At 34.3% G+C, this 26,763-nt stretch carries 25 protein-coding genes; 8 read left to right on the top strand and 17 right to left on the bottom strand.

Annotated elements, in window-relative coordinates; translation table 11 throughout:
- Nucleotides 1-16: 16 nt before the first annotated feature.
- Both A9CBEGH2_RS05455 and pdxR read right to left on the bottom strand, forming a co-directional pair.
- Complete coding sequence (locus A9CBEGH2_RS05455; protein ID WP_118277444.1) at nt 17-1,954, bottom strand: tetratricopeptide repeat protein; 1,938 nt, start codon at nt 1,952-1,954, stop codon at nt 17-19.
- Between the two features lie 51 nt (nt 1,955-2,005).
- Nucleotides 2,006-3,373 (bottom strand): MocR-like pyridoxine biosynthesis transcription factor PdxR, encoded by a 1,368-nt coding sequence (gene pdxR / locus A9CBEGH2_RS05460; protein ID WP_118277443.1) that lies wholly within the window; start codon nt 3,371-3,373, stop codon nt 2,006-2,008.
- A 112-nt stretch (nt 3,374-3,485) separates the two neighbouring features.
- Here pdxR and A9CBEGH2_RS05465 point away from each other — a divergent pair, with 112 nt between their 5' ends.
- Together A9CBEGH2_RS05465 and A9CBEGH2_RS05470 are read left to right on the top strand one after the other, a co-directional pair.
- On the top strand, nt 3,486-3,968 hold the full coding sequence (locus A9CBEGH2_RS05465; protein ID WP_118277442.1) for an ECF transporter S component: 483 nt from the start codon (nt 3,486-3,488) through the stop codon (nt 3,966-3,968).
- A gap of 145 nt (nt 3,969-4,113) precedes the next feature.
- Nucleotides 4,114-5,388, top strand: coding sequence for a cation:proton antiporter (locus A9CBEGH2_RS05470; RefSeq protein ID WP_115715243.1), 1,275 nt, complete (start codon nt 4,114-4,116; stop codon nt 5,386-5,388).
- 91 nt (nt 5,389-5,479) lie between these two features.
- On the opposite strand, the gene A9CBEGH2_RS05475 is transcribed toward A9CBEGH2_RS05470, so the two are convergent.
- The 3 genes from A9CBEGH2_RS05475 to A9CBEGH2_RS05485 form a co-directional block, all read right to left on the bottom strand.
- Nucleotides 5,480-6,034, bottom strand: coding sequence for a DNA-3-methyladenine glycosylase I (locus A9CBEGH2_RS05475; protein WP_118277441.1), 555 nt, complete (start codon nt 6,032-6,034; stop codon nt 5,480-5,482).
- On the bottom strand, nt 6,027-6,650 hold the full coding sequence (locus A9CBEGH2_RS05480) for a DUF47 domain-containing protein (protein WP_115715245.1): 624 nt from the start codon (nt 6,648-6,650) through the stop codon (nt 6,027-6,029). Before A9CBEGH2_RS05480 ends, A9CBEGH2_RS05475 begins: the two co-directional genes overlap by 8 nt.
- 96 nt (nt 6,651-6,746) lie before the next feature.
- A complete protein-coding gene (locus tag A9CBEGH2_RS05485) occupies nt 6,747-7,385 on the bottom strand; it encodes a DUF1287 domain-containing protein (RefSeq protein ID WP_118277440.1) in 639 nt (212 codons plus the stop codon).
- 277 nt (nt 7,386-7,662) lie between these two features.
- Between A9CBEGH2_RS05485 and A9CBEGH2_RS05490 the strand changes: the two genes are divergently transcribed.
- On the top strand, nt 7,663-9,156 hold the full coding sequence (locus A9CBEGH2_RS05490; RefSeq protein ID WP_115716370.1) for an IS1182 family transposase: 1,494 nt from the start codon (nt 7,663-7,665) through the stop codon (nt 9,154-9,156).
- Nucleotides 9,157-9,180: 24 nt separating this feature from the next.
- Here A9CBEGH2_RS05490 and carB read toward each other — a convergent pair whose 3' ends face one another.
- The 10 genes from carB to A9CBEGH2_RS05540 form a co-directional block, all read right to left on the bottom strand.
- A complete protein-coding gene (gene carB / locus A9CBEGH2_RS05495) occupies nt 9,181-12,384 on the bottom strand; it encodes a carbamoyl-phosphate synthase large subunit (RefSeq protein WP_118277439.1) in 3,204 nt (1,067 codons plus the stop codon).
- Between the two features lies 1 nt (nt 12,385).
- Nucleotides 12,386-13,462: a carbamoyl phosphate synthase small subunit gene (locus A9CBEGH2_RS05500; protein ID WP_118277438.1), complete on the bottom strand. Its 1,077-nt coding sequence runs from the start codon at nt 13,460-13,462 to the stop codon at nt 12,386-12,388.
- A gap of 36 nt (nt 13,463-13,498) precedes the next feature.
- Nucleotides 13,499-14,137: an orotate phosphoribosyltransferase gene (gene pyrE, locus A9CBEGH2_RS05505; protein ID WP_115715249.1), complete on the bottom strand. Its 639-nt coding sequence runs from the start codon at nt 14,135-14,137 to the stop codon at nt 13,499-13,501.
- 1 nt (nt 14,138) lies between these two features.
- Nucleotides 14,139-14,840 (bottom strand): orotidine-5'-phosphate decarboxylase, encoded by a 702-nt coding sequence (gene pyrF, locus A9CBEGH2_RS05510; RefSeq protein WP_118277437.1) that lies wholly within the window; start codon nt 14,838-14,840, stop codon nt 14,139-14,141.
- Nucleotides 14,840-15,748, bottom strand: coding sequence for a dihydroorotate dehydrogenase (locus A9CBEGH2_RS05515; protein ID WP_118277436.1), 909 nt, complete (start codon nt 15,746-15,748; stop codon nt 14,840-14,842). The genes pyrF and A9CBEGH2_RS05515 overlap by 1 nt, the downstream gene beginning before the upstream one ends.
- Nucleotide 15,749: 1 nt before the next feature.
- Nucleotides 15,750-16,514 (bottom strand): dihydroorotate dehydrogenase electron transfer subunit, encoded by a 765-nt coding sequence (locus tag A9CBEGH2_RS05520; protein ID WP_321191715.1) that lies wholly within the window; start codon nt 16,512-16,514, stop codon nt 15,750-15,752.
- Nucleotides 16,514-17,806, bottom strand: a complete 1,293-nt coding sequence (locus A9CBEGH2_RS05525; protein WP_118277435.1) for a dihydroorotase — start codon at nt 17,804-17,806, stop codon at nt 16,514-16,516. The genes A9CBEGH2_RS05520 and A9CBEGH2_RS05525 overlap by 1 nt, the downstream gene beginning before the upstream one ends.
- Nucleotides 17,807-17,816: 10 nt before the next feature.
- Nucleotides 17,817-18,710: an aspartate carbamoyltransferase catalytic subunit gene (locus A9CBEGH2_RS05530; RefSeq protein WP_118277449.1), complete on the bottom strand. Its 894-nt coding sequence runs from the start codon at nt 18,708-18,710 to the stop codon at nt 17,817-17,819.
- Between the two features lie 205 nt (nt 18,711-18,915).
- Nucleotides 18,916-19,860 (bottom strand): exonuclease domain-containing protein, encoded by a 945-nt coding sequence (locus tag A9CBEGH2_RS05535; protein ID WP_118277434.1) that lies wholly within the window; start codon nt 19,858-19,860, stop codon nt 18,916-18,918.
- Between the two features lie 74 nt (nt 19,861-19,934).
- Nucleotides 19,935-20,378: a SpaA isopeptide-forming pilin-related protein gene (locus A9CBEGH2_RS05540; RefSeq protein WP_118277433.1), complete on the bottom strand. Its 444-nt coding sequence runs from the start codon at nt 20,376-20,378 to the stop codon at nt 19,935-19,937.
- A 111-nt stretch (nt 20,379-20,489) separates the two neighbouring features.
- Between A9CBEGH2_RS05540 and A9CBEGH2_RS05545 the strand changes: the two genes are divergently transcribed.
- Nucleotides 20,490-21,002, top strand: coding sequence for a peptidoglycan-binding domain-containing protein (locus tag A9CBEGH2_RS05545; protein ID WP_115715255.1), 513 nt, complete (start codon nt 20,490-20,492; stop codon nt 21,000-21,002).
- 39 nt (nt 21,003-21,041) lie between these two features.
- On the opposite strand, the gene A9CBEGH2_RS05550 is transcribed toward A9CBEGH2_RS05545, so the two are convergent.
- On the bottom strand, nt 21,042-21,641 hold the full coding sequence (locus tag A9CBEGH2_RS05550) for a hypothetical protein (protein ID WP_163051624.1): 600 nt from the start codon (nt 21,639-21,641) through the stop codon (nt 21,042-21,044).
- 172 nt (nt 21,642-21,813) lie between these two features.
- On the bottom strand, nt 21,814-22,503 hold the full coding sequence (locus tag A9CBEGH2_RS05555; RefSeq protein WP_115715257.1) for a hypothetical protein: 690 nt from the start codon (nt 22,501-22,503) through the stop codon (nt 21,814-21,816).
- Between the two features lie 305 nt (nt 22,504-22,808).
- On the opposite strand from A9CBEGH2_RS05555, the gene A9CBEGH2_RS05560 reads away from it, so the two are divergent.
- From A9CBEGH2_RS05560 to A9CBEGH2_RS05570, 4 genes are all read left to right on the top strand, one after another.
- On the top strand, nt 22,809-24,227 hold the full coding sequence (locus A9CBEGH2_RS05560) for a polysaccharide deacetylase family protein (RefSeq protein WP_118277431.1): 1,419 nt from the start codon (nt 22,809-22,811) through the stop codon (nt 24,225-24,227).
- Nucleotides 24,228-24,497: 270 nt separating this feature from the next.
- Nucleotides 24,498-24,977, top strand: a complete 480-nt coding sequence (locus tag A9CBEGH2_RS12675; protein ID WP_353511641.1) for a DUF6431 domain-containing protein — start codon at nt 24,498-24,500, stop codon at nt 24,975-24,977.
- A 118-nt stretch (nt 24,978-25,095) separates the two neighbouring features.
- Entirely contained in the window at nt 25,096-26,496 is a 1,401-nt protein-coding gene (locus A9CBEGH2_RS05565) for an ISL3 family transposase (protein WP_174766936.1), read from the top strand.
- On the top strand, nt 26,486-26,644 hold the full coding sequence (locus tag A9CBEGH2_RS05570) for a hypothetical protein (RefSeq protein WP_157964912.1): 159 nt from the start codon (nt 26,486-26,488) through the stop codon (nt 26,642-26,644). Before A9CBEGH2_RS05565 ends, A9CBEGH2_RS05570 begins: the two co-directional genes overlap by 11 nt.
- The last annotated feature ends 119 nt before the right edge of the window (nt 26,645-26,763 follow it).

Below are 26,763 nucleotides of genomic sequence, written 5' to 3' on the forward strand. Positions count from 1 at the left end.
TGTTTTTTCATATCCTCTATTTATTAGAATGTATATTTCCAGACATAACTTCTTTTATCTTCTTAATATGTTTATGCAGATAACTCATTGCCTGATTACAGATATCCACTTCCTGATATAAGAAAGCATCTTCACTGGCAAATGCCATTTCTTTTACATCATGATATATAGATAAAGCATTTTCATACCCTATTAAAGCCTTATCATAATCTTTGATTTCTTCATAAATAGATGCCATTTCTTTAATACCGTTTGCTAATTCTTTGTTCTCTATATCTTTATGTAAACGTATATCATATCCATTTTGATAAAAATAAAGAGCTTTATCAATATTGCCATTTAAGTGGTACAATGCCCCAACACGATCACTTGCATCTGCTGCTGCCATTGCCTCCATATAGCCTTGTCCCATTCTTTCTGCCTGCAAAAGATAATGATTCAAAATTTCATATGCCTTTTCAGCCATATCCAAAGCTTGCTGAAGCTGATGGTTTTTTTCCAGTAAAACAGAATACTGCAAATATTCTTCTGCTGCTATACTGCTGTATTCCCCATATTCTTTTTGAATCCAAGACAAATATACTTTGAAATGAACAATAGCCTTTTCATAGTCTTTATTAAGTTCGTAAATATCTGCAAGACGAAGATGAAGATCCGCTATTTCTTCTTCGTTATGGGTATCAATTGCCTCTTTTAATCCTTCTTCCAGCATCGCGATACCTTTATCACGATAAGCTTCCTGCTCCCCATACATAATAGCTATACTTTTTTGTATAAGTGATGCTTTTTCACATCCTGTTCCCATTTCTTCCTCATAAAGCTCTATTGCCCGCTCATAATATAGAAGTATTTCTTCTACACCTACTTCTTCCAGTACTCCTGTATCCAAGTGAAGGCCATCCGCCAAAAGCGCATAAGCATCTCCAAGCAATTCCTTATGTTCTATATCTTCATCTAATAGTTCTATCACATATTTTGCAGTGGAACATGTTTTTTCTACATCTTCTTTCATAAGATAAATCTTTGCGATTTCCAAAAGGATAGATGCATGAACCGCCGTATTTGTTTTATCCACCAGCAATTGTAAAGAATATGCCATCTGCAGGTAATACATCGCCTGTTCCAATTTTCCATTTTCTCTTGCAGATATTCCATGATAATATATAAATTCAAGTTCTTCTTTTGATGGAGCAGATAACAGTTTTGTATGATATTTGCTGTACTCCTGCAATCCTTCCATAAGAGAAAACTGCTGGTCACATGGCTTACAGGTAAAATTGCCATATATATATGGCAGCATCGAATTTAAATCTTCTTCCTGCATTTCATCTAAATAATGTTTAAACATAAAATAAGGATCATACACACCTGCATGCTCTTTTCTAAATACCGGCTGAATTTTTCCTTCACTTTCATCTCCTGGAAGCAAAGAAGGAAGTTCATATACACGTCCGCAATAAGGGCATTGAAAAGAAGCACCAGAAGAAAACAGACCATGTACAAATAAAAGCAAGCCATCAACCCCAAAATCCATTAATGAAAAATACACATGTGCAAGATATGTTTTATCTTCTTCTGCAATATCGATTAACTGCTTTGGATACATGAGAAAACGCAAACGATATCGTAAAAAGCAAAGACTGTCATGATACATCGTATAAATTTCTTTTCCAAATCCAAACAGGTTGATCTGCATAAAACGGCATTTTTGCATTGCTAAAAATACAATCAGCTGCAAGATATCAGGACTCTCTTCTTTTTCATTAAGCAAAGAAGAAAGTTCTGTAAAAAGCAACACCATACTCTCTACATTAAATTCCTGTTCCATTCGCTCCTGTATTTCTTTTAATACAGCAGCCAGTTCATTTCCACTTGCCTCATAAATACGTTTTCTATACTGCTTCATTTCTTTTTGAAGCTTTATATCCTTTTTATCTTCTATTCTATCCTTCATATTCTTACACCATTCCTGTCTATAACCCATTATAACATGTTTTCTTTTAGCTTATCCACAAGACATCTCATCTATAATTTCTTTTAAATAAAGAAGTGCTGTTCTCATATTTTTCTGAGAGATAGAGGCAAAAGAAAGCATAAGTTCATGATGGTTTGCTGTATTGAGATAAACTCCTTTTTCTTGAAGTCGAGATTGTATATACTTGCTATTACCTTTTGGCAGTTCTAAATGAAAACATAATGCCGCTTCTTCCAGCCATACAGAGGTATTTGGAAATATTTCTTTTAATACATCTTCCATCTCCCTGCAGCGTTTCCCATACTGTTTTGATAGACGTTTTACATGTTTTTCTAAATGTCCATCTATGATATACTGAGCCAATGCCATTTGTTCTATTTTACTGGCAGTAGGAGCATAGCTTTTCTTGCGCTTTTCATACTCTTTTAAATAAGGAAGAGGCAATACCAGATAACTTATACGAAACGCAGGAGGTAAAATTCTTGAAAAAGAGCCAATATAAAACACATGTTTACCAACATCCATACCTTGCATTGAAGGCTGTATACGACTTCGATAACGCAATTCACCATTATGATCGTCTTCTAAAATATAAGAATTTGTTTTTTCTGCCCAGTGCAGCAATTCTATTTCCTTATCTTTGGATATCGGTTTATAGGTAGAGGTAAACGCTCCGCTATGAACGTATAATAAGGTAATATCGTAACGATACAATTCATCCATATTGTATCCATCCTCTGTTTTGCTTATGTATTTTATGGTAAAACCAAAATCCTGAAAAACTCGCTTTGCCTGTATAAAGGAATTGGATTCCATCGCAATCACACTATTTTTGGGAAGCATTCCACATATGATATAAAGCAGTGACTGAAAGCTGGAACCAATAAGAATCTGTTTTATATCACATAATACCCCACGCATACTATAGGCATACTTTTGTAATGCCAAACGAAGTGTATATTCCCCCTGAGCATCACCATAAGTCGAAATCAGTTCTTTATTCTGCAGCACTTCTTTTAAATATTTTTTCCATAATACTTTATCAAAAAGTTCTACATCAATTGTTCCAGTCTGCAAATCGAAAAGAATATTCTGTTGTTTTTTGGAAAGAGTTTCCTGCATTAGCTGTTTTCGAAAGGCAACACTTTCTTTTTCAACATCAACATAGAATCCTTTATGTTCTAGCGCATATACATACCCTTCATCTATCAGTCTTATATAGGCTTTCTCTATACTTGTTCTTGATACTTTCCACATCTGTTCACACTGTCGTATACTTGGAAGTTTATCCCCTTTTTTTAAATAACCATGTAAAATATCTTCTTTTATTTTATCATAAATCTGTAGATATACATATTTCCCTTTCTTTTTTTCAAAACTAATATTCTGTATATTCATATAATCACTTCCATAGCTAGTATAACATAAAACTGTGTACTAAATATTTATATAATTTGTGTATTTTTTAATGCACAGTTCTTTGTTAGAATAAACAGGAAGGAGGCTTATTATGAAAAATGATACAGTAAAAGAACTTGTATGGTCCTCTTTGGGTATTGCTTTAGTCTTTTTGGCAACATTTTTATTAAAAATCCCAAATGGCATTCAAGGCTATGTCCATATGGGAGATGGGTTCATCATGCTGTTTTCCAGCGTCTTATCACCTTTATGCGCAGTTCTGGTTGCCGCAGCAGGAAGTGCACTTGCAGACATCGCTGGAGGATATGCATATTTTGCTTTGTTTACGCTCATAATTAAAGGACTGGAAGCATTTCTTATAGCAAAGATTTTCCAAAAAAGCAAGTTACGTTTTGTAAGCTATTTTACAGGTTCAATCGTTATGATTTTTGGATATTTTTTAACTGATGCCTTTATAAATCAGAGCTGGTACTTAGCACTTACTGGTATTCCAGGAAACATCATACAGGCAGCAGTTGGCATTATCATAGCTTTCCTGATTTATCCTCTTTTTATCTCTAATTTTAAAAAGTGATACATCGTTTATCGCTTTTTTTATTTTCACTAGAAAATAGATGTAAGTAAAATATTTTAAAATGTAACCGCTATTTCAATAAAAGGGATTGTCTTTTAAAAAAAAGAGGAGTACAATGACGGAGTTCGAAAGGAGTCGACAAAAAATGGAATATGGTTTTATTTTTGATGTGGCACTTATTCTGGCTACCACTAAAATTTTAGGTATGGCAACTCGCCGCGTGAAACTTCCTCAGGTTGTTGGTGCGTTATTGGCTGGTTTGATTCTTGGTCCTGCCTGTTTAGGGATTCTTCATGAAACAGAGTTCATCAACCAGCTCGCAGAATTAGGTGTTATCGTCTTAATGTTTGATGCCGGATTGGAAACCGACATTAATGAGTTGAAGAAATCCGGCAAAAATTCCTTCATTGTTGCGACATTGGGGGTTATCGTTCCATTCGTTGGAGGATTTCTAGTTGCTCAGGCTTATGGATTAGGTACTACAGATGTATTGAGAAGTGTATTTATCGGTCTTATCTTAACAGCTACTTCTGTAAGTATTTCTGTTGAAACTTTAAAAGAAATGGGACGTTTATCCACTCCATCTGGAAACATTATCTTAGGAGCTGCTTTAATTGATGACATTTTGGGAGTTATTTTATTAACTGTTGTTACAAGTTTTGCAGATCCAAATGTAAACATTGCAATGATGGCATTTAAAATCATCGCCTTCTTTGCATTAAGCGGTGTAGTAGGTTTCTTATTACACAAAGGATTCCAGGTTTGGATGCAGCGTCATGATCGTGATTTAAGAAGATTTGCTGTTTTCTCATTTGCTTTCTGTTTGCTTTATTCATTTATTGCAGAAGAATTCTTTGGTGTAGCAGATATTACAGGTGCTTTCCTTGCAGGTTTGATTATTTCTAATACCTCAAGAGCTACCTATGTTTCTTCTCGTGTTGGAATCTTATCATATATGCTGTTATCACCACTGTTCTTTGCTAATATCGGTTTAAAGGTAGTTCTTCCTCAAATGAATTTTATGATCGTTTCCTTTACGATTATCATTTGTATTGTTGCAATCTTATCTAAAGTTATCGGTTGTGGACTTGGTGCTAAGCTATGCGGGTGTCCAAATACAAGAGCTTTACGTGTTGGTGTAGGTATGATTTCTCGTGGTGAGGTTGCCTTGATCATCGCAATGAAAGGAATCGCTTTGGGTATGATGGATGAACAGTTTATTGCCCCTGTGATTCTAATGGTTGTTGTAACAACAGTAATCACACCAATCTTGTTGAAATTTGTTTATAATCCTAAATACGACACGGTTGAATATCAAAGCAGTAAACTTGTTGATAGCTATGAAAAATCAAAAGACTTTGAACGTGCTTCACAGGCACTGTTACGTCAACATGATCAGGTCAATACTGAAAACAAATAGTATTTTATAAACTAAGATGCCACACAGGCATCTTTTTATTTACCTGCTAATACGCTGGATTAAAAAAAGTATCGCTTTACTTGTGATACTTTTACTTATGATATAGATAACAGTCTTTTGTATGATCATTAACAATTCCTATTGCCTGAAGATACGAATAAATAATCGTTGAACCTACAAAAGACATTCCTCTTTTCTTTAAATCCTTTGATATAGTATCCGATAATGGTGTAGTAACTGCTACCTCATCTCCCTCTAAATATATGATATTTCCATTCGTAAACTTCCATATATAAGAAGAAAAAGAGCCAAATTCCTTTTGTATGCAAAGAAAAACCTTTGCATTCTTAACAGCTGAGCGTATTTTTAAACGATTACGAATAATCCCTTTATCCTGCATCAACGACTCTATTTTATCTTCTTGATACAAAGCTATTTTACATGCATCAAAGTTATCAAAAGCTTTACGAAAGTTTTCCCGTTTTTTCAAAATCGTAAGCCAGGATAATCCTGCCTGAAATGATTCCAGCAAAAGCATTTCAAATAGTTTGGTATCATCATAAACAGGTTTTCCCCATTCCTCATCATGATATCGAACATAAATATCTTCAGTATCTTGAGCCCATTTACACCTTATCTTACACATACTTCATAGACATGCTTTCTACTAAATGCCCTACTTCTTCACATGCATCGCATGCTTTTTCCATTCGATCATAAATCGACTTCCACTGTATAACTTCTATTGGATCCATGCCAGAAGAAAATAACTTTCTTGTTGTATCTGCAAAAAGTAAATCTCCTTTATCTTCTAACAAATCAACCGAACGGATACAATCCTCCACTTTTTCATTGTATTCCATTTTTTCAATGGCCTTCATTAACTGTGAAACAGCATCACAGCATTTCACAATAACTTTTCCATATGCCTGTGCATCTTCTTTGATTTCTTTAATGTTATAAATATGAAGTCCAATAGAAACATCTTCAACCATATCTACAACATCGTCCAGCGCATTGCATAAGGCCGCAATATCTTCATGTTCAAATGGCGGTCGATTATCTTTAGCAAGTGCACTTAACACATCATGTTTACGCTGATCTGCATCATTTTCATAATGATGCATCGTCTGTAAATGTGCTTCCATCATCGATGGATCATAATTTTTTAAAACCTTCATCAATTCCAATGCACATGAACATGCTGTATCTGCCATCAACTGAAATGTTAGATAATAATTGAATCTTTTTTTCTTAATCATATTTTATACCTCTATATCCCCTAAACAAATATAAAGATATTTTAACACAAATAACCTTTCAACTCAATTTTATTTACAAGAATACTATAAGCAATTTTAACTCATTCGATAATGTCCAACAAGATCTTCTCTTTTTTCTAAAATATCTTCCTCATAATTGAATTGGAAAGAATGCTCATGGTGAATGATAAAAGGAATTCCTTTCTTATTTCTTTTATTGGATACAATTCCTATATGATTTTTAAATACAACAATATCTCCTCCCTGCCAGTTTTTTATATCATAAATATCTGTTGTAAGAGATTTTGCGTTATGATCAAAAAACACTTTCAAATTTCTTACTCTTCGAAAATCAATGTTTTTATCTATAATATCAATCTGATATTCTTTTTGGTTTTTCTTAATATCTTCATCTACAAGCTCCATAAGGTCATATCCTGCATCTTTTAAACCAAAGGCTACTACATCGCTACATACACCATATTCATCATCCGGATACCCACCACTATAATACTTGCTTTTATATTTTGGCTTTGTAGCTATATAACTTCTTACATTTTGTAAAATATCACTTTGGTCATCCATTCCATCTTTATCTTTGTCTATTGTACTTTTATATGTAACAATATTAAAATCTTCATCTGTATATTTCTTATGCGGCAATATATGAAAACTATTCATAAAATACCAGCATAAAAAAATTCCTGCAATAACAAATCCTACTTTCTTTTTCATATTTCTCCCTGCTTTCTTTCTTTTAGATTACACTATACAGGGATTTTATATATAAAGAATTTCTTACATCTTTCATACAAAATGTTTGCCAAAGCAGAAAAAGAAAAGCTCCTCATGGGAGCTTCAGGTTGTTGACAAAGTAGTCGACAACCATTTTTAAATATGATAATATAAACACGGCAGAAAGATGACTTCGTAAGCCAAAAAATTGTTGCTCTTTCTGCCTTTTATTGTGCGAAGATGATATAATTATAATGGCTTACGGAGGAGATTTTATATGGCAATGACAAGAAGAAATAACAAAAACGATAGTATTATATTAAATACAATAGAAGAATTAGTACCGCAGGATCATGATATCAGAATGCTGGAAAGCTGTATCGACTGGAATTTTATCTACCCTCTTGTAGAAAATCTTTACAGTGATGTTGGAAGACCAAGCATAGATCCTGTGGTTCTTTTTAAAATGATCTTCATCAATATTATTTTCGGAATAGGTTCAATGAGAAAGACCTGCAGAGAAATACAGGTAAACCTTGCGTATCGCTGGTTTCTGGGAATCTCCATGGATGAAAGGGTGCCAAATTATTCTACCTGGAGTCAAAACTATATCCGAAGATACGGTGACAGTGAAGTGTTTGAAAAAATATTTGATCAGATATTGAAACAGGCAATCTCTTATGGCTTTGTAGATATGGAAACTGTATATGGAGACTCCACACATCAAAAGGCAAATGCGAATAAAAACAAGTATACAGATGAAGAAGTTGAAATTATGAAGAAGATATATGAAAACGATCTGCTGGATGAGATAAACAGGGATCGTGAAGAACATGGGAAGAAACCAATTAAAAAAAACGAAAAAGAAGAATTAAATTTTGATGAAGAAACGGGAAAACTGAAAAGGGACATACAAACAAAGCATATCAAAATCAGTAAAACAGATTCGGAGAGTGGCTGTTTCCATAAAGGTGAAAAAGAAAAATGTTTTGCTTATTCACATCAAACATTTTGCGATAGAAATGGATTTGTACTGGCAAGCGTATGTGTTGCGGGAAACGTACATGACAGCGTATCTTTCTTTTCAGCGTATAAAGTATTAAACGATAAATATATGGATCAAATAAAAAATGTATGTCTGGATGCAGGATATATAACACCAGCAATATGTAAGACGATATTAGAAAATGGGCAAAAAATGTATGCGCCTTATAAAAGACCAATGACAAAGAAAGGATATTATAAGAAGTACGAGTATGTATATGATGAAGGATATGACTGTTATCTGTGTCCAAATAATAAGGTGCTGTCATACAGCACGACAAACAAGCTTGGATATAAAGAATACAAATCAAATCCAAAGGATTGTGAGAACTGTCCTTTAAGAGGAAGATGTACATCATCAAAGAACTTTCAGAAAGTAGTGACACGTCATGTATGGGAGGAATACCGGGAGGAGGTAATGGATGAGATAAGACATACACCGGAATGGAAAGAAATCTATCCAAGGCGTAAAGAAAGCATAGAGAGGGTGTTCGCAGACTGTAAAGAACATCACACGTTGAGATATACCAGAGTAAGAGGGCTACAAAAAAATCAGCATCAGTCGCTGATGATTTTTGCGTGTTATAATCTAAAAAGAATGTCCAGATGGAGGTGGAAAAACCTCTCTAAAACTGTACAAAATCTAATAAAAAGCACAATTTTAAATTATTTTAAGAAAAAAGAAAAGCGATACTTGTTTATAAGTACCACTTTGTCAACAATCTGAAGCTCCTCATGGGAGCTTAACTTCTTACTTTTCTAGTTCATTCATAGAAATTGTTGTAAAGTTTAAAGATTCTAATACTTTTAGAATTGCATTTGCTGTATCAAAAGATGTAAAGCAGCTGATGTTATTTTCTGCCGCAACACGACGAATCAAGAATCCATCATTTGTAACTTCTTTGTCATTTGACATCGTATTTACAACATAATTTACCTGTCCCTGACGAATAACATCAAGTACATTCATTTCATCGCCTTCTTCAGAAATCTTGTTTACAACTTTTACATACAATCCGTTTTCTTTTAAATAACTTGCTGTCCCAGCAGTTGCACAAATTCCATAGCCGATAGAAGAGAAACGTTTTGCTATTGTTAATGCTTCTTCCTTATCCTGATCCGCAATCGTCATCAAGACAGTACCATGATTTGGAATTTTAATTCCGCTTGCAAGAAGAGCCTTATACAATGCTTTTTCTAATGTAATATCTCCTCCAAGAGCTTCTCCAGTAGATTTCATTTCTGGGCCTAATACTGTATCAACACTTCTTAATTTTGCGAAAGAGAATACTGGTGCTTTTACAAACACTCTGTTTTCTTCTTCTTTGACACCTTCTTCATATCCCTGTTCTTTTAAAGAATGACCAAGAACACAACGAGTAGCGATATGGCTCATAGGAACTCCTGTGATTTTGCTTAAGAATGGAACGGTACGAGAAGATCTAGGATTTACTTCCAGTACATATACATTATCATCTTTATCTACGATAAACTGAATGTTATATAAACCTACAAAGTGGAATCCTTTCCCAATACGCATACCATAATCGATAATTGTATCTTTTACTTTCTGTGAAATGCTTTGTGGAGGGTATACAGAAATAGAGTCTCCAGAGTGAATTCCAGCACGCTCAATATGTTCCATTACTCCTGGAATATAAACATGTTCTCCATCACAAATCGCATCGATTTCCAACTCTTTACCAACGATATATTTATCTACTAGAATTGGTGCATCATGACTGATTTCTTTTACTGCAGTTGCCATATATACACGCAAATCATCATCGTTATGTACAATTTCCATTGCACGTCCTCCAAGTACATAAGATGGACGTACCAACACCGGATATCCAATACGATTTGCAATCTTAACAGCTTCTTCTACTTCTACAGCGGTTTCTCCTTTAGGCTGAGGAATATCTAATTTATGTAACATTGCCTCAAACTCATGACGATCTTCTGCGCGGTCAATATCTTCCAAAGTCGTACCTAAAATCTTAACGCCTCTATCTACTAATTTATCCGCTAAGTTTATCGCTGTTTGTCCTCCAAACTGTACGATTACACCTAATGGCTGTTCCAAATCAACGATATGCATTACATCTTCAATCGTTAACGGTTCAAAATATAATTTATCAGAAATAGAGAAATCAGTTGAAACAGTTTCTGGATTGTTATTAATAACAATTGCTTCATAACCAGATTCACGAAGTGTCATAACGCAGTGAACAGTCGCATAGTCAAATTCTACACCTTGCCCAATACGGATTGGACCACTACCTAATACAATGACTTTTTTACGATCACTTCGAACAGACTCATTTTCCTGTTCATAAGTAGAGTAGAAATATGGTGTTGCACTTTCAAATTCTGCAGCACACGTATCTACGATTTTATATACAGGAATGATTCCATTTTCTTTACGAAGATTGTATACTTCTTTTTCATCCATTTCCCATTTTCTTGCGATATAGGAATCTGCAAAACCATTCTTTTTAATTTCTTTTAAAACTTCCACATCTTTTGGATGTGCCATCATTTTTTCTTCTAAAACAATTAAATTATTGAATTTATGCAAGAAGAAATAGTCAATTTTTGTAATTCTGTGAATTTCTTCCATAGATTCTTTTCTACGAAGAAGTTCCGCAATCGTAAACATTCTTAAATCGTCCTGCACATGTACTTTTTCCCATAATTCTTCTGTTGTTAACATCGCAATGTCTTTATTTTCAATATGGTCACATTTCATTTCCAAAGAACGAACTGCTTTTAAGAAACTTTCTTCAAATGTACGTCCAATTGACATAACTTCCCCTGTTGCTTTCATCTGTGTTCCTAAACGACGATCTGCATTTGGGAATTTATCAAATGGGAAACGTGCAAGTTTTGTAACGATATAATCTAATGCAGGTTCAAAACATGCATAACTTGTTTTTGTAATTGGGTTAATAATTTCATCCAAAGTCATACCTACTGCAATTTTTGCGGCAAGTTTTGCGATTGGATAACCTGTTGCCTTACTTGCTAAAGCACTAGATCTAGATACACGAGGGTTTACCTCAATGACATAGTATTTAAAAGATTTTGGATCAAGTGCCAGCTGTACATTACATCCACCACAGATTTTCAATGCACGAATGATTTTCAAGCTGGCATTACGAAGCATTTGATGTTCGCGATCACTTAATGTCTGTACAGGTGCAACAACCATGGAATCTCCTGTATGAATACCTACTGGATCAATGTTTTCCATGTTACATACAACAATAGCATTATCATTGTAATCACGCATAACTTCGTATTCAATTTCCTTAAATCCTGCAATACTTCTTTCAATTAGACACTGGTGTACTGGTGATAATTTTAATCCATTATCCGCAATGCTGCGAAGTTCTTCTTCATTATCCGCAAAACCTCCACCAGTTCCTCCTAATGTATAAGCAGGACGAACGACAACTGGATAACCAATTTCTTCCGCGAATTTTACAGCTTCTTCTACACTATGTACAATATCACTTTCTGGAACCGGTTCATTAATATCATACATCAATGCACGGAACAACTCACGATCTTCTGCCTTATTGATAGCTTCTAAATCTGTTCCAAGAATTTCAACACCATATTCATCTAAAATACCAGAATTTGCAAGTTCAACAACAAGGTTTAATCCTGTCTGTCCACCAAGACTTCCAAGAATTGCATCTGGACGTTCTTTATTAATGATACGACTTGCAAAGTCTAATGTTAAAGGTTCAATATATACTCGATCGGCAATAGCTGTATCCGTCATGATCGTTGCTGGATTGGAGTTAATCAGAATTACTTCATATCCTTCTTCACGAAGTGACTGACATGCCTGGCTACCTGCATAGTCAAATTCCGCAGCCTGTCCAATAACGATTGGACCGGAACCGATGACCATGATTTTTTTAATATCTGTACGTTTTGTCATTTTAACCATTCTCCTTTTCCATCAGTTCCATAAATTGATCAAATAAGTAATTGCTGTCTTCTGGACCAGGTGCAGCTTCTGGGTGATATTGAACAGAGAAGACAGGATATTTCGCATGACGCACACCTTCTACACTCTTATCATTTAATGCCTGATGTGTCATAACCAAATCTGTATTTTTCAAGCTTTCCATTTCTACTGCATATCCATGGTTTTGTGATGTCATTTCTACTTTTCCTGTTTCTAGATTTAAGACAGGATGATTGCATCCACGATGTCCAAACTTCAATTTTACGGTATTGGCACCATTCGCTAAAGAAATCAGCTGATGTCCTAAACAAATACCAAATACAACAACTTTTCCCATCAATTCACGAATGGTTTCAATAGCTTCCACCATATCTTTTGGATCCCCTGGACCATTACTTAACATAACGCCATCTGGATGAAGTGCCAAAATACTTTCTGCACTGGTATTATATGGAACAACGATCAAATCACAGTGTCTTCTTGACAATTCACGAATAATTCCATGTTTCGCTCCAAAATCCATCAAGACTACTTTACGTCCACGTGCAGGAATTGGGAAAGGTTTCTGTGTAGAAACTCTGGCAACCTGATCATGCATAAGTTCAGTTGCTTTTAACATTTGAACAACTTCTTCTACATTCGCATCTTCATCTGCCATAATTGCACGCATTGTACCGCTGCTTCTTAATTTACGTGTAATAGAACGTGTATCTACTCCATAAATTCCTGGAATATTTTTTAGTTTCAAAAATTCATCTAATGTTAAATCACTACGGAAATTACTTGGCATTTCGCAGCATTCTCTTACTACAAAACCAAAAACCGCAGGATCAAGACTTTCAAAATCATCACGGTTGATACCATAGTTTCCAATCATTGGATATGTCATCATAACGATCTGTCCACAATAAGACAAATCAGACAACACTTCCTGATATCCACTCATTCCTGTATTGAATACCAATTCACCAACCTGATAATTATCGGAACCGAAAGCATACCCTTCATAGACACTTCCATCCTCCAAGATCAGTTTTCTTTTCTTCATATATCCTCCTTGCATATGTATAAGCTGTTTTTCAGATTATTTATTCATCCAAGATTCATCATTTGGATCCTGTTTCCAAGCAAGCAGTTTTTCCATATCGCTTTCCTGGATATAATCCATTTCTTTTGCTACTTCAACTAATACATCATAGTTGCTTAATGTTTTAAAATCACAGTTGATAGATGTAAATAACTGTGTAGATGCAGGTAACAAATAAGTAAAGATAGCAACAACACCTAACACTTCTGCACCAGCTTCACGAAGTGCTTCTACTACACCTTTCACAGAACCACCTGTAGAAATCAAATCTTCTACGATAACAACTTTTGCCCCTTTTGGCAAATTTCCTTCAATTTTATTTCCTTTTCCATGGTCTTTGTTAGAACTTCTAACATATCCCATAGGAAGTTCCATTTTATCCGCAACAAGAGCTGCCCAGGAAATTCCTGCAGTTGCTGTTCCCATTAAGATTTCAGCTTCTGGATATTCTTTTTTGATCAATTCTACAAATCCCTCTACTACTGCTGTTCTTTTTTCTGGGTAAGACAATACTAGACGATTGTCGCAGTAAATTGGTGATTTAATTCCACTAGCCCATGTAAATGGTTCATTAGGACGTAAAGATACCGCTTTGATATCAAGTAAGTTTTTCGCAATTTTCTTTTCTACATTCATCTTATTTTCCCTCCATGATAGCTTCAATTTCATTATATGTTTTATATGGATCTTCACTCTTTGTAATAGAGCGTCCTACAACAATATAGTCACAACCTTCTTCTTTCGCAAATGCAGGTGTTGCGACACGTTTTTGATCATCTTTTGAATCCTCTGCCAAACGAATTCCAGGTGTTACTGTTAAAAAGTCATTTCCACATGCTTCATGAATTCCTTTTGCTTCATGCACAGAGCAAACAACCCCGTCAAGTCCACTTTCTTTTGCCAGTTTTGCATAAGAAATAACGACATCTTTTACATTTCCTGGAATTAACAATTCTTCATTCATAGCTTCCTGAGATGTGCTTGTTAACTGTGTAACTGCGATACACAAAGGACGTTTTCCATTAACTGCACCTTCTTCTAATCCTTCCATAGCTGCTTTCATCATGGCACTACCACCAGCTGCATGAAGATTTACAATATCTACATCTAATTTCGCAAGATTTTTCATACCATTTTTTACTGTGTTAGGAATATCATGTAATTTTAAATCCAAGAAGATTTTATGTCCTCTTGCTTTGATTTCACGAATCATTTCAAAACCAAACGCATACGTTAATTCCATACCTACCTTTACATAAATAGGTTTGTCAAACTTATCTAAAAAATTTAATACATCCTCTTTTTTAGAAAAATCAAGTGCTACAATTGTTCTACTCATTATCGAAAACTCCTTCCCACAGCATCTTTAACACTGTTGTAACCATATTTTTCCAATACTTTTGGTAATTCCTCTATAATTTTAACACAACAATACGGATCTACAAAGTTTTGCATTCCTACTTCTACTGCACTTGCTCCTGCAAGCAAAAATTCCAATACATCTTCCGCACAAGTAATTCCTCCAACACCAATGATAGGAATATTTACAGCCTGTGCTACCTGATAAACCATACGAATTGCAACCGGCTTAATAGCAGGTCCACTTAATCCTCCTGTCACATTGGCAAGAACTGGTTTTCCTGTTCTTAAATCCAAGCGCATCCCCATCATTGTATTGATCATAACGATACCATCTGCTCCAGCTTCTTCTACTGCTTTTGCGATTTCTACAATGTTTGTTACATTTGGAGAAAGCTTAACATAGACAGGTTTTTCTGCCGCTTCTTTACAAATACGTGTTACATGAGCAGCAAGTTTTGGATCCGTACCCAACCCAATACCACCATGTTTAACATTTGGACAGCTGATGTTTAATTCATACGCTTTTACGACTGGTGAATCATTTAAGCGGCGAATGACTTCCACATAGTCTTCCTCTTTTGAACCTGCAATATTTGCCATAATTTCGGTATCAAACTGTGCCAGCCAAGGCAATTCTTTTTCTTTGATAACGTCTACACCTGGATTTGCCAAACCAATCGCATTTAACATTCCCATTGGTGTTTCCGCAACACGAGGAAGTGGATTTCCAAAGCGCTTTTCCAAAGTGGCACTTTTGATTGCGATACCACCTAAAATACTCAAATCATATAATTCTGCATATTCTCTACCAAATCCAAAGCATCCACTTGCAGGAATAATTGGATTCTTCAGGTTTAACCCTGGCAGTTTCACAGAGATATCCATCTTAGTATTCCACCTTTCCAATTGGGAAAACAGGTCCTTCTTTACAAATTCGATGGTACATGTTTTCTTCTTTTTTATCTTTCGCAACACATGCCATACATGCCCCGATTCCACAAGCCATTCTTGCTTCAAAAGACATGTAGCCTCTTGTATATTTTTCCTCTACTGCTTTCAACATTGCTCTAGGGCCACAGCTGCATGTAAAATCTGCTTTTATATCTTTTTCTTTAATGGCATCTATAACCGTTCCTTTTATACCATAGCTTCCATCCATTGTCGCAACACTTACATCGCATCCCAATGCTTTAAATTCTTCTTCATAAAAAACACTGTCTGCATCATTAAATCCAAGTACAACATATACTTTTTTGTTCATCCTGCGATACTGTTTAGCTAATTCATATAAAGGAGGAACACCAACTCCACCACCTATAATTAAGATTTCATCTTCTTCCTCATGAAGTGGATAGCTGCTTCCCAAAGGTCCAAAAACATCTAGATAATGATTGGCATGCATCATTGATAATTTCTTTGTTCCATCTCCTACCACTTTATATACGATAACAAATTTATGATCTTCAACACTGGAAATACTTATTGGTCTTCTTAACATAAACCCATCGATTTTAATATTCACAAACTGTCCAGGTTTCATATCTTTTGCCATATCGGCAGACAATTCCATACGCCATGTATCTTTCGCAATATTCGTATTGCTTAGAATTTTTACACGTTCTTCCTGCATTGTCGTCTTCTTTTCCATCATTATTTTCTCATCCCTTTCTTGGCATCATACACACATTCTCCCATGATGAAGGTTTTTTCAATCCATCCTGTACAGGAAATTCCATCAAATGGTGTATTTTTTCCTTTGGAATAAAATTCTCTTTTATCAATTGTTTTATATGTATCGGTATCTACCAAAATCAAATCTGCATCATATCCGACTTCGATTTTTCCTTTATGTTCCATACGGAAACGTTTTGCAGGTGCTTCACTCATCCAGTGTATCAACTGCTGCATTGTAAACAGCTTTTCTTCTTTTACAAATTTTGTATACAGCAATGGAAATGCTGTTTCTAAAGCAACGATTCCAAAAGGAGAAAGTTCCATACCTCTGCTTTTCTCTTCTTCACTATGTGGTGCATGATCATTGGCAATCATATCAATCGTTCCATCCAGCAACCCCTGAATCAGAGACTGTCGATCTTCTTCACTTCTAAGAGGTGGATTCATTTTATGATTTTCATTTTCTACTGCCATTTCATTTAACAGCAAGTGATGTGCAGTTACTTCTCCACTGCAGTCGACTCCCATTGCCTTATATTCTTTTAAATACTGTACACTTTTTTTCGCACTCATATGGCACACATGATAGCGTACACCTACTTCTTTTGCTAAATCCAGATCTCTTTTTAACTGTGCATATTCACATGCACTTGGTATACCTATTAATCCCAGTTCTTTATTTCGAATTCCTTCATGCATACATGCTTTTGGTGCACGATAACGCATATCTTCTGTATGGGCTACAATCATGCCATCAACTTTTTTACAAGCTTCCATTGCCTGTTTCATCATAGCAGCAGTTGCAACACCAACTCCATCATCACTAAAAGCATGAATTCCTAACTTGGATAATTCTTCCATATCGCTAAGTTCTTTGCTTGCTTCTGCTTTAGTAATCGTTCCATAAGGAATCACATGAACCAGCGCATCCTGTTCAATCTTTTTTTGATAAGCCTTCATCGTTTCCGCATTATCTGGAAAAGGAAGAACATTTGGCATTGCCATGATAGTCGTAAATCCTCCATGAGCTGCCGCTTTTGTACCAGTAGAAATTGTTTCTTTATGTTCATGTCCTGGTTCACGTAAATGTACATGAACATCAATAAGTCCAGGCAGTAACAGTTTCCCCTGTGCATCGATTACTTCTTTATCAAAGTTTTCTATATGTTTTTGGATATCTTTAATTTTACCATCTTCCACTAAGACATCCATGAACTCTGTTTCATTATCATGCATCAAGATTTTTGCATTTTGAATTAGTGTTTGCATACGTATTCTCCTATTTATCAAAAGGTTTATAACCCATGGCACGTTTAATTACAGCTTTTCTTACAAGAACACCATTGCTCATCTGTTTAAAGATACGACTATTTCCCGCTTCTACCAAATCAGAATCGATTTCTACTCCACGATTCACTGGAGCTGGGTGCATAATGATAGCATGTGGCTTCATACGTGCTGCACGCTCTTTTGTCAACCCATATTTTACCAGGTATTCTTCCTTGCTCATTTTCATTGTATCTGCATGTCTTTCATGCTGAATACGAAGCATCATCACAACATCTGCCCATGCAACGGCTTCATCAATATCACGATAGTTTTCATCATGTTCACACCATTCAGCTGGTCCGCTAAACACAACTTCTCCGCCAAGCATATCCATAGCTTCTTTAATACTATTCGCAACACGAGAGTGTTTGATATCGCCAATAACAGCAACCTTAATTCCTTCAAAAGTATTAAACTCCTGATAAATCGTTAATAAATCCAGCAGACACTGTGTAGGATGGTTTCCACATCCATCTCCCGCGTTTAAAATAGGAATGTTAATATTTTCCAGTTCTTTGAAATACTCGTCTTTTTTATGACGAATAACCACAGCATCAAAACCAATGCTTTCAAATGTCTTTACGGTATCATAAAGACTTTCTCCTTTTTCTACACTGCTTCCTTGCGCTGTAAAATTTTCTACGCAGGCACCTAATTGATGCTGTGCAGATGCAAAGGAATAATGTGTTCTCGTGCTTGGCTCAAAAAAAAGATTAGCAATCAACACTTTATTAGGAAATTGCCAATCCGATTGAGAACAGGAAAAAGCCATTGCATCCTGCAGAATATCAAAAATTTCTTCTTTAGATAAATCACGAATTCTAAGCAAACTATGTTCATTCATACGCCAGACCTCCCAGGCTACAAAAAAAGCCCTTTTTGCATACAAAAGGACCTTGTAAAATTCACGCATTGTTATGTATTCCTTCATAACCTCTCTGGATTATTTTAAAGGGCCTTTTCATTCTTTAATATTTTACCACATATATAAAAGAATACAAGATTTTTTTAAGCATTCCCTTACGAAAATCTAACGTTCGAAAGATATCTTACATATTTGTTCTGCATAGACACAATATATTTTTCAACAAAGTTATTTCTAACTTTTCCCTTACATATTTCTGTTTTTTATTATGCTCAATGATGAATTGTGCTTCCTCTTTTTTCATATCAATATGAAGAAAAAATTGGCTTTCCTGATAAGGATACAACACTTTATCTATAAGAATTCCTTTTTCTTTTATTTGAAGCGAAAACAAATGTTTTTCTTTTACTATATCCAACACATCATCCTGCATATAAACTTTCACAAATGAAGAAAAAACTTGTGGAAACTCTTTATTTATCTGCTCTATCAAACGCTTTTTCTGTTTTTGCATAGAGGCTTCCTGTTTTTCTTTTTTACGCAAATATATTTGTTTTACACCTTCATGATGGATTTCATCTTTGTGTAAATACGCTTTATGTAAATGCATCAAATCAAGTGCATCACTCAATGCATTATGATCCACTTCCCCTTTTTGTCCATAAGCTAGCTTCATATCATCTAACGACAAGGTTGCAGATAAAACCTCTCCATTCCATAGTACTTGTTTAGACATCGTTTTCTGCAAATCTTTCATATCTTCAAATAGTTTTGTTTTTACATTGCTGCGTCGTGCATTTTCCAGTAAAGTCCTTTGATCATCCGGTCCAAACCCATACAATAAAATTCCTTCTTCTTTTCGTCTATGCTGCTCTATCCATAAAAAGAAATGTTTCATGACCAAAGAAAATGACTCTGCACTTAAGATTTCTTTATCTGATAGTTTTGTCATTCGTTTCACAACAGGAGTCAAGCGCTTAAAACCTGTCGGTCTTACCAATTCATAAAAACGATCTATTTCTACCAGTTCACTATCCAGCATTACAGCACCAATACTAATAATTGACTGCACATAACGCCCTTCCTGTTTAATTGCATCAAATTCTGTATCTACGTATATATGTAACATATAAAACCATCCTTATACGCTCCATTATAGAAATTTTTTCATAGAAATGCAACAAACTCTTTTTCATAAACTGCTTATTTGATTTTCGTATAAATATAGAAACTTCCTGCACACCCCAGCAAAAATACTACCCATACAATAGTCTGTGAAACAATATCTCTTATATTTACATCTCTTTTTTTCTCTAATCGTATATGTACTATATTTTGATTATCATCCGTTATATGAAATGTAAATTCTGTTTTGTTCATATTATAAATTGATAAATTTTCCATCAGTCGAATGGTAAATTCTCCTTTTTCAAGTTCATAAAAATACAATTTTCCCTGCGAATCACTTTTTTCCATTGACAGCAACTTACCTTCATCATCATATATACCAAACATCGTATCTTTTATAACATTTCCTTCTTTATCTTCTACATATACGATCATAGAAGTTTCTTCATTACTCTCTGCTGCGTAAATTGATAAACATGTAAACATCATAATTACTAAAATAAAAAAACATCGTTTCATCTTTTCACCTCACATCATTGTATGCGATGAAAAGATTGATTTTCCCTTTTCTCATAAATTTGTATAACGTTTTCTCCTTCTTTCATATAGTATAAAGAGAGGAGATGAAATATGATGACAGACTATGTAATCGAAAAAGGAGATATTGGAATTGGTGTAAACAAACTTCAGGCTTATTTAAATATGATGCAGGAAAAAGGCTATATTCAAACCAGCAACCTGCAAGATGGTGTATTTGGAAATCGCACAGTTGCGGCTGTAAAAGAATGGCAGCAGTATGCAAATCTTCCTATGAGTGGAATCATTGATGAAAAAACATGGGATTCTCTTATTAATAAATTAAGAGAAATGCAAATTATAACCAATATTCCTTTAGCTTCCAGAAGCTATTTTTTATCAAATGGACAACAGGGTTTATCCGTATTTAAAATGCAGGAATATCTAAATGAGATTGCTGCTGTGAATAAATGTCTAAGACCAATACCAATTGATGGACTCTATGGTCCAATGACTGTTACTGCAGTACAGCAGTTTCAGTATCTATATGATTTAAAAATTGATGGAATCATTGGCAAGGTTACATGGGATTCAATTATTAATGAGCGAAATGCACTTCCTTTTTAAAAAATACAGTTATCACAATATGTGGTAACTGTATTTTTTTTATCTTCGATACGGTAAATCAAAATCCAAAAGTTGCTTATCTACATAGGTTTCGATTGCTTTTAGCTGATTTTTTTGAAACATATCTGGAATCCTTCTTTTTTCAAAATAATAATTAAATAATGCCAGTAAAAACGCTCCTATAAACGCCATCAAAATCTCAATATGTAAAAACAAAACCAAAATAAGAAAAACAATTGCAAATAATCCTGCTGTTAATAAAAAAACTTTCTGATTAATATCCGCATAAATATCTTCTAAAAAATCTGTATATCGATTCATAAAGTTTTTCATATCTTCTTCCATTGTGAAATCTTCCATAATTAAATACATTGGCGCTTTTTTTCTTTTCTTAGATAAACATTCCACCATCCACAAGATTCGCATAGCACAATAACGTGCAGCATTTTTATTTTCTTCTTTTTCATACTGCATACCTGCAATATACATAATTTTACAATATGTGAAAACATCCATTTCTTCTTTTGGATTTTCAACAAGCTTTAAAAATGCATCTTTTTCAGATCCACTCATTTCAATCCCTTTTTTTGTATTTTCTAAAAAAACGTGTAATTGTTCCTCAAACATTACTTGTTCCATAAACCTCGCCTCATTTCTTCATAAATTATAACATAACTCAAACAATTTCAACGCATCTTTTTAACCTGCATTTTGATATAAAAAATAGATGCCTTTAAGTTTTTCATCGCTTAAAAGCATCTGTATTTTCTATTTGTTGTAACTCTTTATAAAATTCAACAAATATTTCTATTTATCTATATGAAGTATTTTCAAACAAATAATATTTCTCATCTTCACTATTTTTCAGAATCATGAATCGATTCTGAAAATCAGCAGCATATAAAATACTATCTTTTGGTACATTTCCAGTTAGGTTTTCTCCAGCAATGAAAAGATTCTTCTTTATTGTTCCTGCTTTCTGGAAACAGCCAGGTAATTCTATCTCTTCTCCCTGATAGGTTTGATATCTCATATCATTATAAAAGAAATGTGGTGGAACAGCATAATCTGCAGATTGTGAACCTTCATATCTTTCTATTGGCTCTTGTCTTGCATCCGTTTCAATATATTGCAAAACATGAATATCTTTTCCTTTTTTTAAGTAGATAGTATCCCTGTACTTATATAATTCAGAACCCTTATATTCTTCCATTGTATCTGTTCCTGTATAATTTGAAACAGGAAAACAATTAGGTTTTGCAACTTCCTGCAACACTCCTATTTTCTCTCCTTTAACCGATGTGTTTTCTATAGATGTTTCCCAATATATTTTTCCATCATAATAAATACCTTGTGGAAGGTCCGTATGATAGAGTGTTAGTTCACAGACTTCATTATCTGCATGATAGAGTTTTTTTTCGTAATCTTCATTATCTGTTGAAGTAGAAGTACATGAGCATAATAAAAAACACGCAAAACATAATATCATTCTTTTTTTCATATTCTTTCTCCCTATTTATCCCAAGCGAATAACATATCCTTTCTAATTATTAAAATACCATCATAAATAACAATTGTCATTCATATATTTATAATTTCTTTATTTCTAAATATATTTACCTCTAATTACATAATACCTGATAAAACACCTTAATACAAGGCTGTTTGTATCTTCATGCTGATAAAAATTCTAAAGTTTTATAATTCTTTAGATTTTATTTACCTCTCTTATATTACAATAAAGTTGATAGAAGATATTCTAACTATATATCTATATGAAAAAGATAAGAAAGAAGGGTGTTCATCATGAAACATACGAAAAATCCAACAAGAAAAGCGTTACTTTTTTCTATTCTCATTCTTTTCTTAATTGTTTTAGGATACAAGCTGTATAAACTGGTTTCTTTCCCTTTGCTTTTAAAAGATACCCATATAACAATAGAAATTGGAGAACCGTTTCATCCAGAAGAAAATATAAAAGCTGTGCTGTTTGGTGATAAAAACAGTGTAAAAGAAAAGGGTAAAATTCAAACTGATAAATTAGGAACCTATCCCTTTACTTACGTATATAAAGATAAAGAGTATCTTGTTGAAGTAGAAGTCGTAGATACCACTCCTCCTGTATTTGAAGTTGTTCCTTTGGATATTGATGCAGGTATGAAGGTTTCCGCAAATAGTGCAGTAAAAAATATCAAAGATAAAACTAAAACAACAGTATCCTTTAAAGAAGATTACGATTTTAAAGCACCTGGTACGATTGAAGTATGTGTCATAGTTCGAGATGAAGGTGGAAATACAAGCGAGAAAACTACAAAAGCAACAATTGTTCTAGATAAAGAAAAACCTGTATTAAAAGGAGTAGAAGATATTACTATATACCCTCAATCATCTTTTGACCTAAAAAAAGGAATTGCAGTAACAGATAATCGAGATCCGAATGCAAAGTTAGAAATTGATAAAAACAATTTTGACAGTTCTAAACCTGGAGTATATACCATTGAATATAGTGCACGTGATCGAAGTGGCAATACAACAATGAAAAAACGTATAATTACAGTAAAATCGAATGAAAATACAAATTCAAATGAACAAAACAAAGAAAAAATCGTCTATTTAACATTTGATGACGGACCATCTGTGAACACCGCAAAAATACTAGACATTTTAGATCAATATCATGTGAAGGCAACTTTCTTCGTAATTGGAGGAAACTCCTCTTATTATCCATTGATAAAAGAAGCCCATCAAAGAGGTCATACAATTGCTCTTCATAGTTATTCTCATGATTATGGATACATTTACAGTTCTGTAGATGCCTATTTTAAGGATTTAGAAAAAATTGGGAATATAGTAAAACAACAGATTGGCTTTGTACCAAAATACATTCGTTTCCCAGGAGGTTCTTCCAATACAATTAGTAAAAATTATTCATCAGGAATCATGAGTATTTTAAGCGAAGAAGTGCAAAAAAGAGGTTATCAATATTATGACTGGAACTGGGATTCCAGTGACGCAGCTGGAAACAATCGTCCAGTTAGCTCAATCGTAGCCAGTGCAACAGGTGGACAAAGCAATAAGTTAAACATTTTATTCCATGATGCAGGAGCAAAATCTACAACAGTAGAAGCTTTACCACAAATTATAGAGTTCTACCAAAAAAGAGGATACCGATTTGAAGGAATCCATGATGATTCCTATATTCCTCATCACAATATAAACAACTGATAAACAAAAAAAGAAGAAGTATATTATGTATTACTACATTTTATGGTAATCTAAAATTACGTGGTGTTTGAAAGGACAACACTTTATGCTGTGGTCTTAGTGACTGCAGCTTTTTTCATGCTCTCATCATCTTTGGGGTACCTTTTCTGATATTTCCTCATTATTTCGATCATCATTTATGTTATCATATCTTTAAATCAATATATAAAAAAAGTAAGAACCACAAAGTTTAGCGACCTAGGTTCTTACTTACCCAAAGTAGGCATCTTTATGATAACATTTAATAACTTTTCTCTCAAGTACATATCTCAAAAATCTTATGACGACTATATTTCTAAGATCGAACTTTCTTCCATCACATGTCCATGCTGTTCTCATCTTGGATTTCATTTTCATGCTTATTATAAAAGATCTTTACTTACACATAATGGTATTATTACCTTAAAGATATGCAGGATTATTTGTCCTCACTGTCACAAGACTCACGCCATCCTTCCTGTTTCTTTAATTCCTTACACCAGACTCCTGGCTTCTGATGTAATAGAAATCATTCTCGATCACGATACTGATAAAGATCATTCTAACCTTTTTCTTGATCCAGTTTACTTTTACTCCATCTTTCATCGATATCATTCCTTTTTACTGAATATTTCCTATTTCCCTTCAATTACTGATTTTTTCGTCTTTCATATTCATAGATTTCATAGAAATTTTGCTCAGTTGCGCGGCTTTCTTTTCATTCCCACATAGGATTCCTTTCCTGCCTTCCATTTTGCCTTCATAATGACACTGTAATGATCATTATAGACTGGAGGTTGATGAAAACATCCATTGTATTTTCAGTTCTTGATGTTTTCTTTTGATTTTTATGAAAAACGATACTACTTCTGCGTCCATCAGTGACGACTATATCCTTCATCTCTTTCATCTCCAGAAAGAACAGATAGATTCTTTCCAGGTAAATCATCAGGATGATGGTGTTCATGTAAGGATCAAGCTTACCCCAAAGACTACTTCATGTCCTGTCTGCGGCTTTCCCACTTCCAAGGTAAAAAGCTATGTACATAAACGCATAACACATTCCATGCTGAATACGGAAGCCTGCTATATCGATTACCAGGCCAGACGCTATATCTGCCCTGCATGTAATAAGACTTTCTATGAGGACAATCCTTTTACTTTCAAGGGAATGAAGATCTCTTTATTGACCGTATATAATGTCCTTCGAGATCTGAAAAACCCTGCCGATACATTTAAAAGCGTTGCACAGAGAAATCATATATCCTCTACTTCTGCCATGTCCATCTTTGACAGGCATGTCCAGATATCCAGAAGAAAACTTCCTGAATATCTGAATATCGACGAAGTCTACAGTTTCAAATCTGAAAACAGTTCCTATGTATGTGTCCTTCTGGATTTCAACTCCCAAAATGTCATCGATCTTCTTCCAGGCAGGAAAAAGTCCGAACTCATCAATTACTTTTCTTTCATTCCCCGAGAAGAAAGATGTGCTGTAAAGGCCGTATCTATTGATTTATGGGAAACCTACAGGATCGTCGCAAAGATGATGTTCCCCAATGCCGCCATAGCTGCGGATAAATTCCATCTCATCCAGGAACTGAACAGAAGAGTAGACAAGGTGCGTCTGCGTACGATGAATCAGTTAAAGAACTATAAGCTCATGGATCTGAAAAATGCAGATGCAGCTTCGATAGAAAAAGCTGAAAGAATGCGTAAACAGTATTACCTTTATAAAAAATTCAACTGGCTTCTCTTCACAAACGATCCTGCATATACAGATCCAAATAGAGAAAAGAAATATAATAAAGTACTTCAGGGATACTATAACTATAACGATATCCTGCATTATATGTGTTTGTATAACCCTGAACTTGAAGAAGCCATGAATCTGAAAGACAGGATGATATATTTCTATAAGAACAGTGATCTTGATAATGCAAGAAAAGATATCAATGAACTGATCAGTGCTTTCAGGGATTGTAAAGTACCTGAAATATCATCCTTTGCGAATACGATGACCAGATGGAAGACTGAAATAATAAATTCTTTTATCGTCACGAATGAACATGGAAGAAAGATAAACAGCGGGATCATAGAAAACAGAAACAGGACGATCAAATGTATCAAGCACAATTCCAATGGATATACCAATTGGAAACGATTCCGAAACAGAGTGCTTTATGTACTGAATAAAGATACCACTTATCACTTATACCCTAAGGAAGGAGAAAATGAAAATGAACAATAAAATTTATTACCAACGTAAAGAAAGATGGCTCAAAAGAGAACTTTACATTAAAAAGCAGCGCCTTATGATGCTGGAGCTGGAAGTAGAAAATCTACGATTGAAACTTCTTTTGGAAAAAGAAAAAAACAAAAATATTCTTCCATTCTGATATTAAAAACGAGAGAGCTGATCAGCTCTCTCATCCTTTACATCTTGTTTTCAATAAACATCTTTGGGGTACTGATGCCCACAAGTTATTTTATTGTCCTTTGTTAGTTTTACCACACG

It is taken from the genome of Amedibacterium intestinale (assembly GCF_010537335.1).
GTDB lineage: Bacteria > Bacillota_I > Bacilli_A > Erysipelotrichales > Erysipelotrichaceae > Amedibacterium > Amedibacterium intestinale.

What these genes read in the sequence shown, in the direction of transcription:
- A9CBEGH2_RS05570 (WP_157964912.1), top strand. Translation starts at nt 26,486, where the DNA reads ATGAACAATAAAATTTATTACCAACGTAAAGAAAGATGGCTCAAAAGA.
- A9CBEGH2_RS05490 (WP_115716370.1), top strand. Translation starts at nt 7,663, where the DNA reads ATGGCAATGACAAGAAGAAATAACAAAAACGATAGTATTATATTAAAT.
- A9CBEGH2_RS05515 (WP_118277436.1), bottom strand. Translation starts at nt 15,748, where the DNA reads ATGGATATCTCTGTGAAACTGCCAGGGTTAAACCTGAAGAATCCAATT.
- A9CBEGH2_RS05550 (WP_163051624.1), bottom strand. Translation starts at nt 21,641, where the DNA reads ATGGAACAAGTAATGTTTGAGGAACAATTACACGTTTTTTTAGAAAAT.
- pdxR (WP_118277443.1), bottom strand. Translation starts at nt 3,373, where the DNA reads ATGAATATACAGAATATTAGTTTTGAAAAAAAGAAAGGGAAATATGTA.
- A9CBEGH2_RS05525 (WP_118277435.1), bottom strand. Translation starts at nt 17,806, where the DNA reads ATGCAAACACTAATTCAAAATGCAAAAATCTTGATGCATGATAATGAA.
- A9CBEGH2_RS05480 (WP_115715245.1), bottom strand. Translation starts at nt 6,650, where the DNA reads ATGATTAAGAAAAAAAGATTCAATTATTATCTAACATTTCAGTTGATG.
- A9CBEGH2_RS05540 (WP_118277433.1), bottom strand. Translation starts at nt 20,378, where the DNA reads ATGAAACGATGTTTTTTTATTTTAGTAATTATGATGTTTACATGTTTA.
- pyrE (WP_115715249.1), bottom strand. Translation starts at nt 14,137, where the DNA reads ATGAATGTAGAAAAGAAAATTGCGAAAAACTTACTTGATATCAAAGCG.
- A9CBEGH2_RS05545 (WP_115715255.1), top strand. Translation starts at nt 20,490, where the DNA reads ATGATGACAGACTATGTAATCGAAAAAGGAGATATTGGAATTGGTGTA.
- A9CBEGH2_RS05530 (WP_118277449.1), bottom strand. Translation starts at nt 18,710, where the DNA reads ATGAATGAACATAGTTTGCTTAGAATTCGTGATTTATCTAAAGAAGAA.
- A9CBEGH2_RS05520 (WP_321191715.1), bottom strand. Translation starts at nt 16,514, where the DNA reads ATGATGGAAAAGAAGACGACAATGCAGGAAGAACGTGTAAAAATTCTA.
- A9CBEGH2_RS05455 (WP_118277444.1), bottom strand. Translation starts at nt 1,954, where the DNA reads ATGAAGGATAGAATAGAAGATAAAAAGGATATAAAGCTTCAAAAAGAA.
- A9CBEGH2_RS05555 (WP_115715257.1), bottom strand. Translation starts at nt 22,503, where the DNA reads ATGAAAAAAAGAATGATATTATGTTTTGCGTGTTTTTTATTATGCTCA.
- carB (WP_118277439.1), bottom strand. Translation starts at nt 12,384, where the DNA reads ATGACAAAACGTACAGATATTAAAAAAATCATGGTCATCGGTTCCGGT.
- A9CBEGH2_RS05485 (WP_118277440.1), bottom strand. Translation starts at nt 7,385, where the DNA reads ATGAAAAAGAAAGTAGGATTTGTTATTGCAGGAATTTTTTTATGCTGG.
- A9CBEGH2_RS05465 (WP_118277442.1), top strand. Translation starts at nt 3,486, where the DNA reads ATGAAAAATGATACAGTAAAAGAACTTGTATGGTCCTCTTTGGGTATT.
- A9CBEGH2_RS05500 (WP_118277438.1), bottom strand. Translation starts at nt 13,462, where the DNA reads ATGAAGAAAAGAAAACTGATCTTGGAGGATGGAAGTGTCTATGAAGGG.
- A9CBEGH2_RS05470 (WP_115715243.1), top strand. Translation starts at nt 4,114, where the DNA reads ATGGAATATGGTTTTATTTTTGATGTGGCACTTATTCTGGCTACCACT.
- A9CBEGH2_RS05565 (WP_174766936.1), top strand. Translation starts at nt 25,096, where the DNA reads ATGAAAAACGATACTACTTCTGCGTCCATCAGTGACGACTATATCCTT.
- A9CBEGH2_RS05560 (WP_118277431.1), top strand. Translation starts at nt 22,809, where the DNA reads ATGAAACATACGAAAAATCCAACAAGAAAAGCGTTACTTTTTTCTATT.
- A9CBEGH2_RS05475 (WP_118277441.1), bottom strand. Translation starts at nt 6,034, where the DNA reads ATGTGTAAGATAAGGTGTAAATGGGCTCAAGATACTGAAGATATTTAT.
- pyrF (WP_118277437.1), bottom strand. Translation starts at nt 14,840, where the DNA reads ATGAGTAGAACAATTGTAGCACTTGATTTTTCTAAAAAAGAGGATGTA.
- A9CBEGH2_RS12675 (WP_353511641.1), top strand. Translation starts at nt 24,498, where the DNA reads ATGATAACATTTAATAACTTTTCTCTCAAGTACATATCTCAAAAATCT.
- A9CBEGH2_RS05535 (WP_118277434.1), bottom strand. Translation starts at nt 19,860, where the DNA reads ATGTTACATATATACGTAGATACAGAATTTGATGCAATTAAACAGGAA.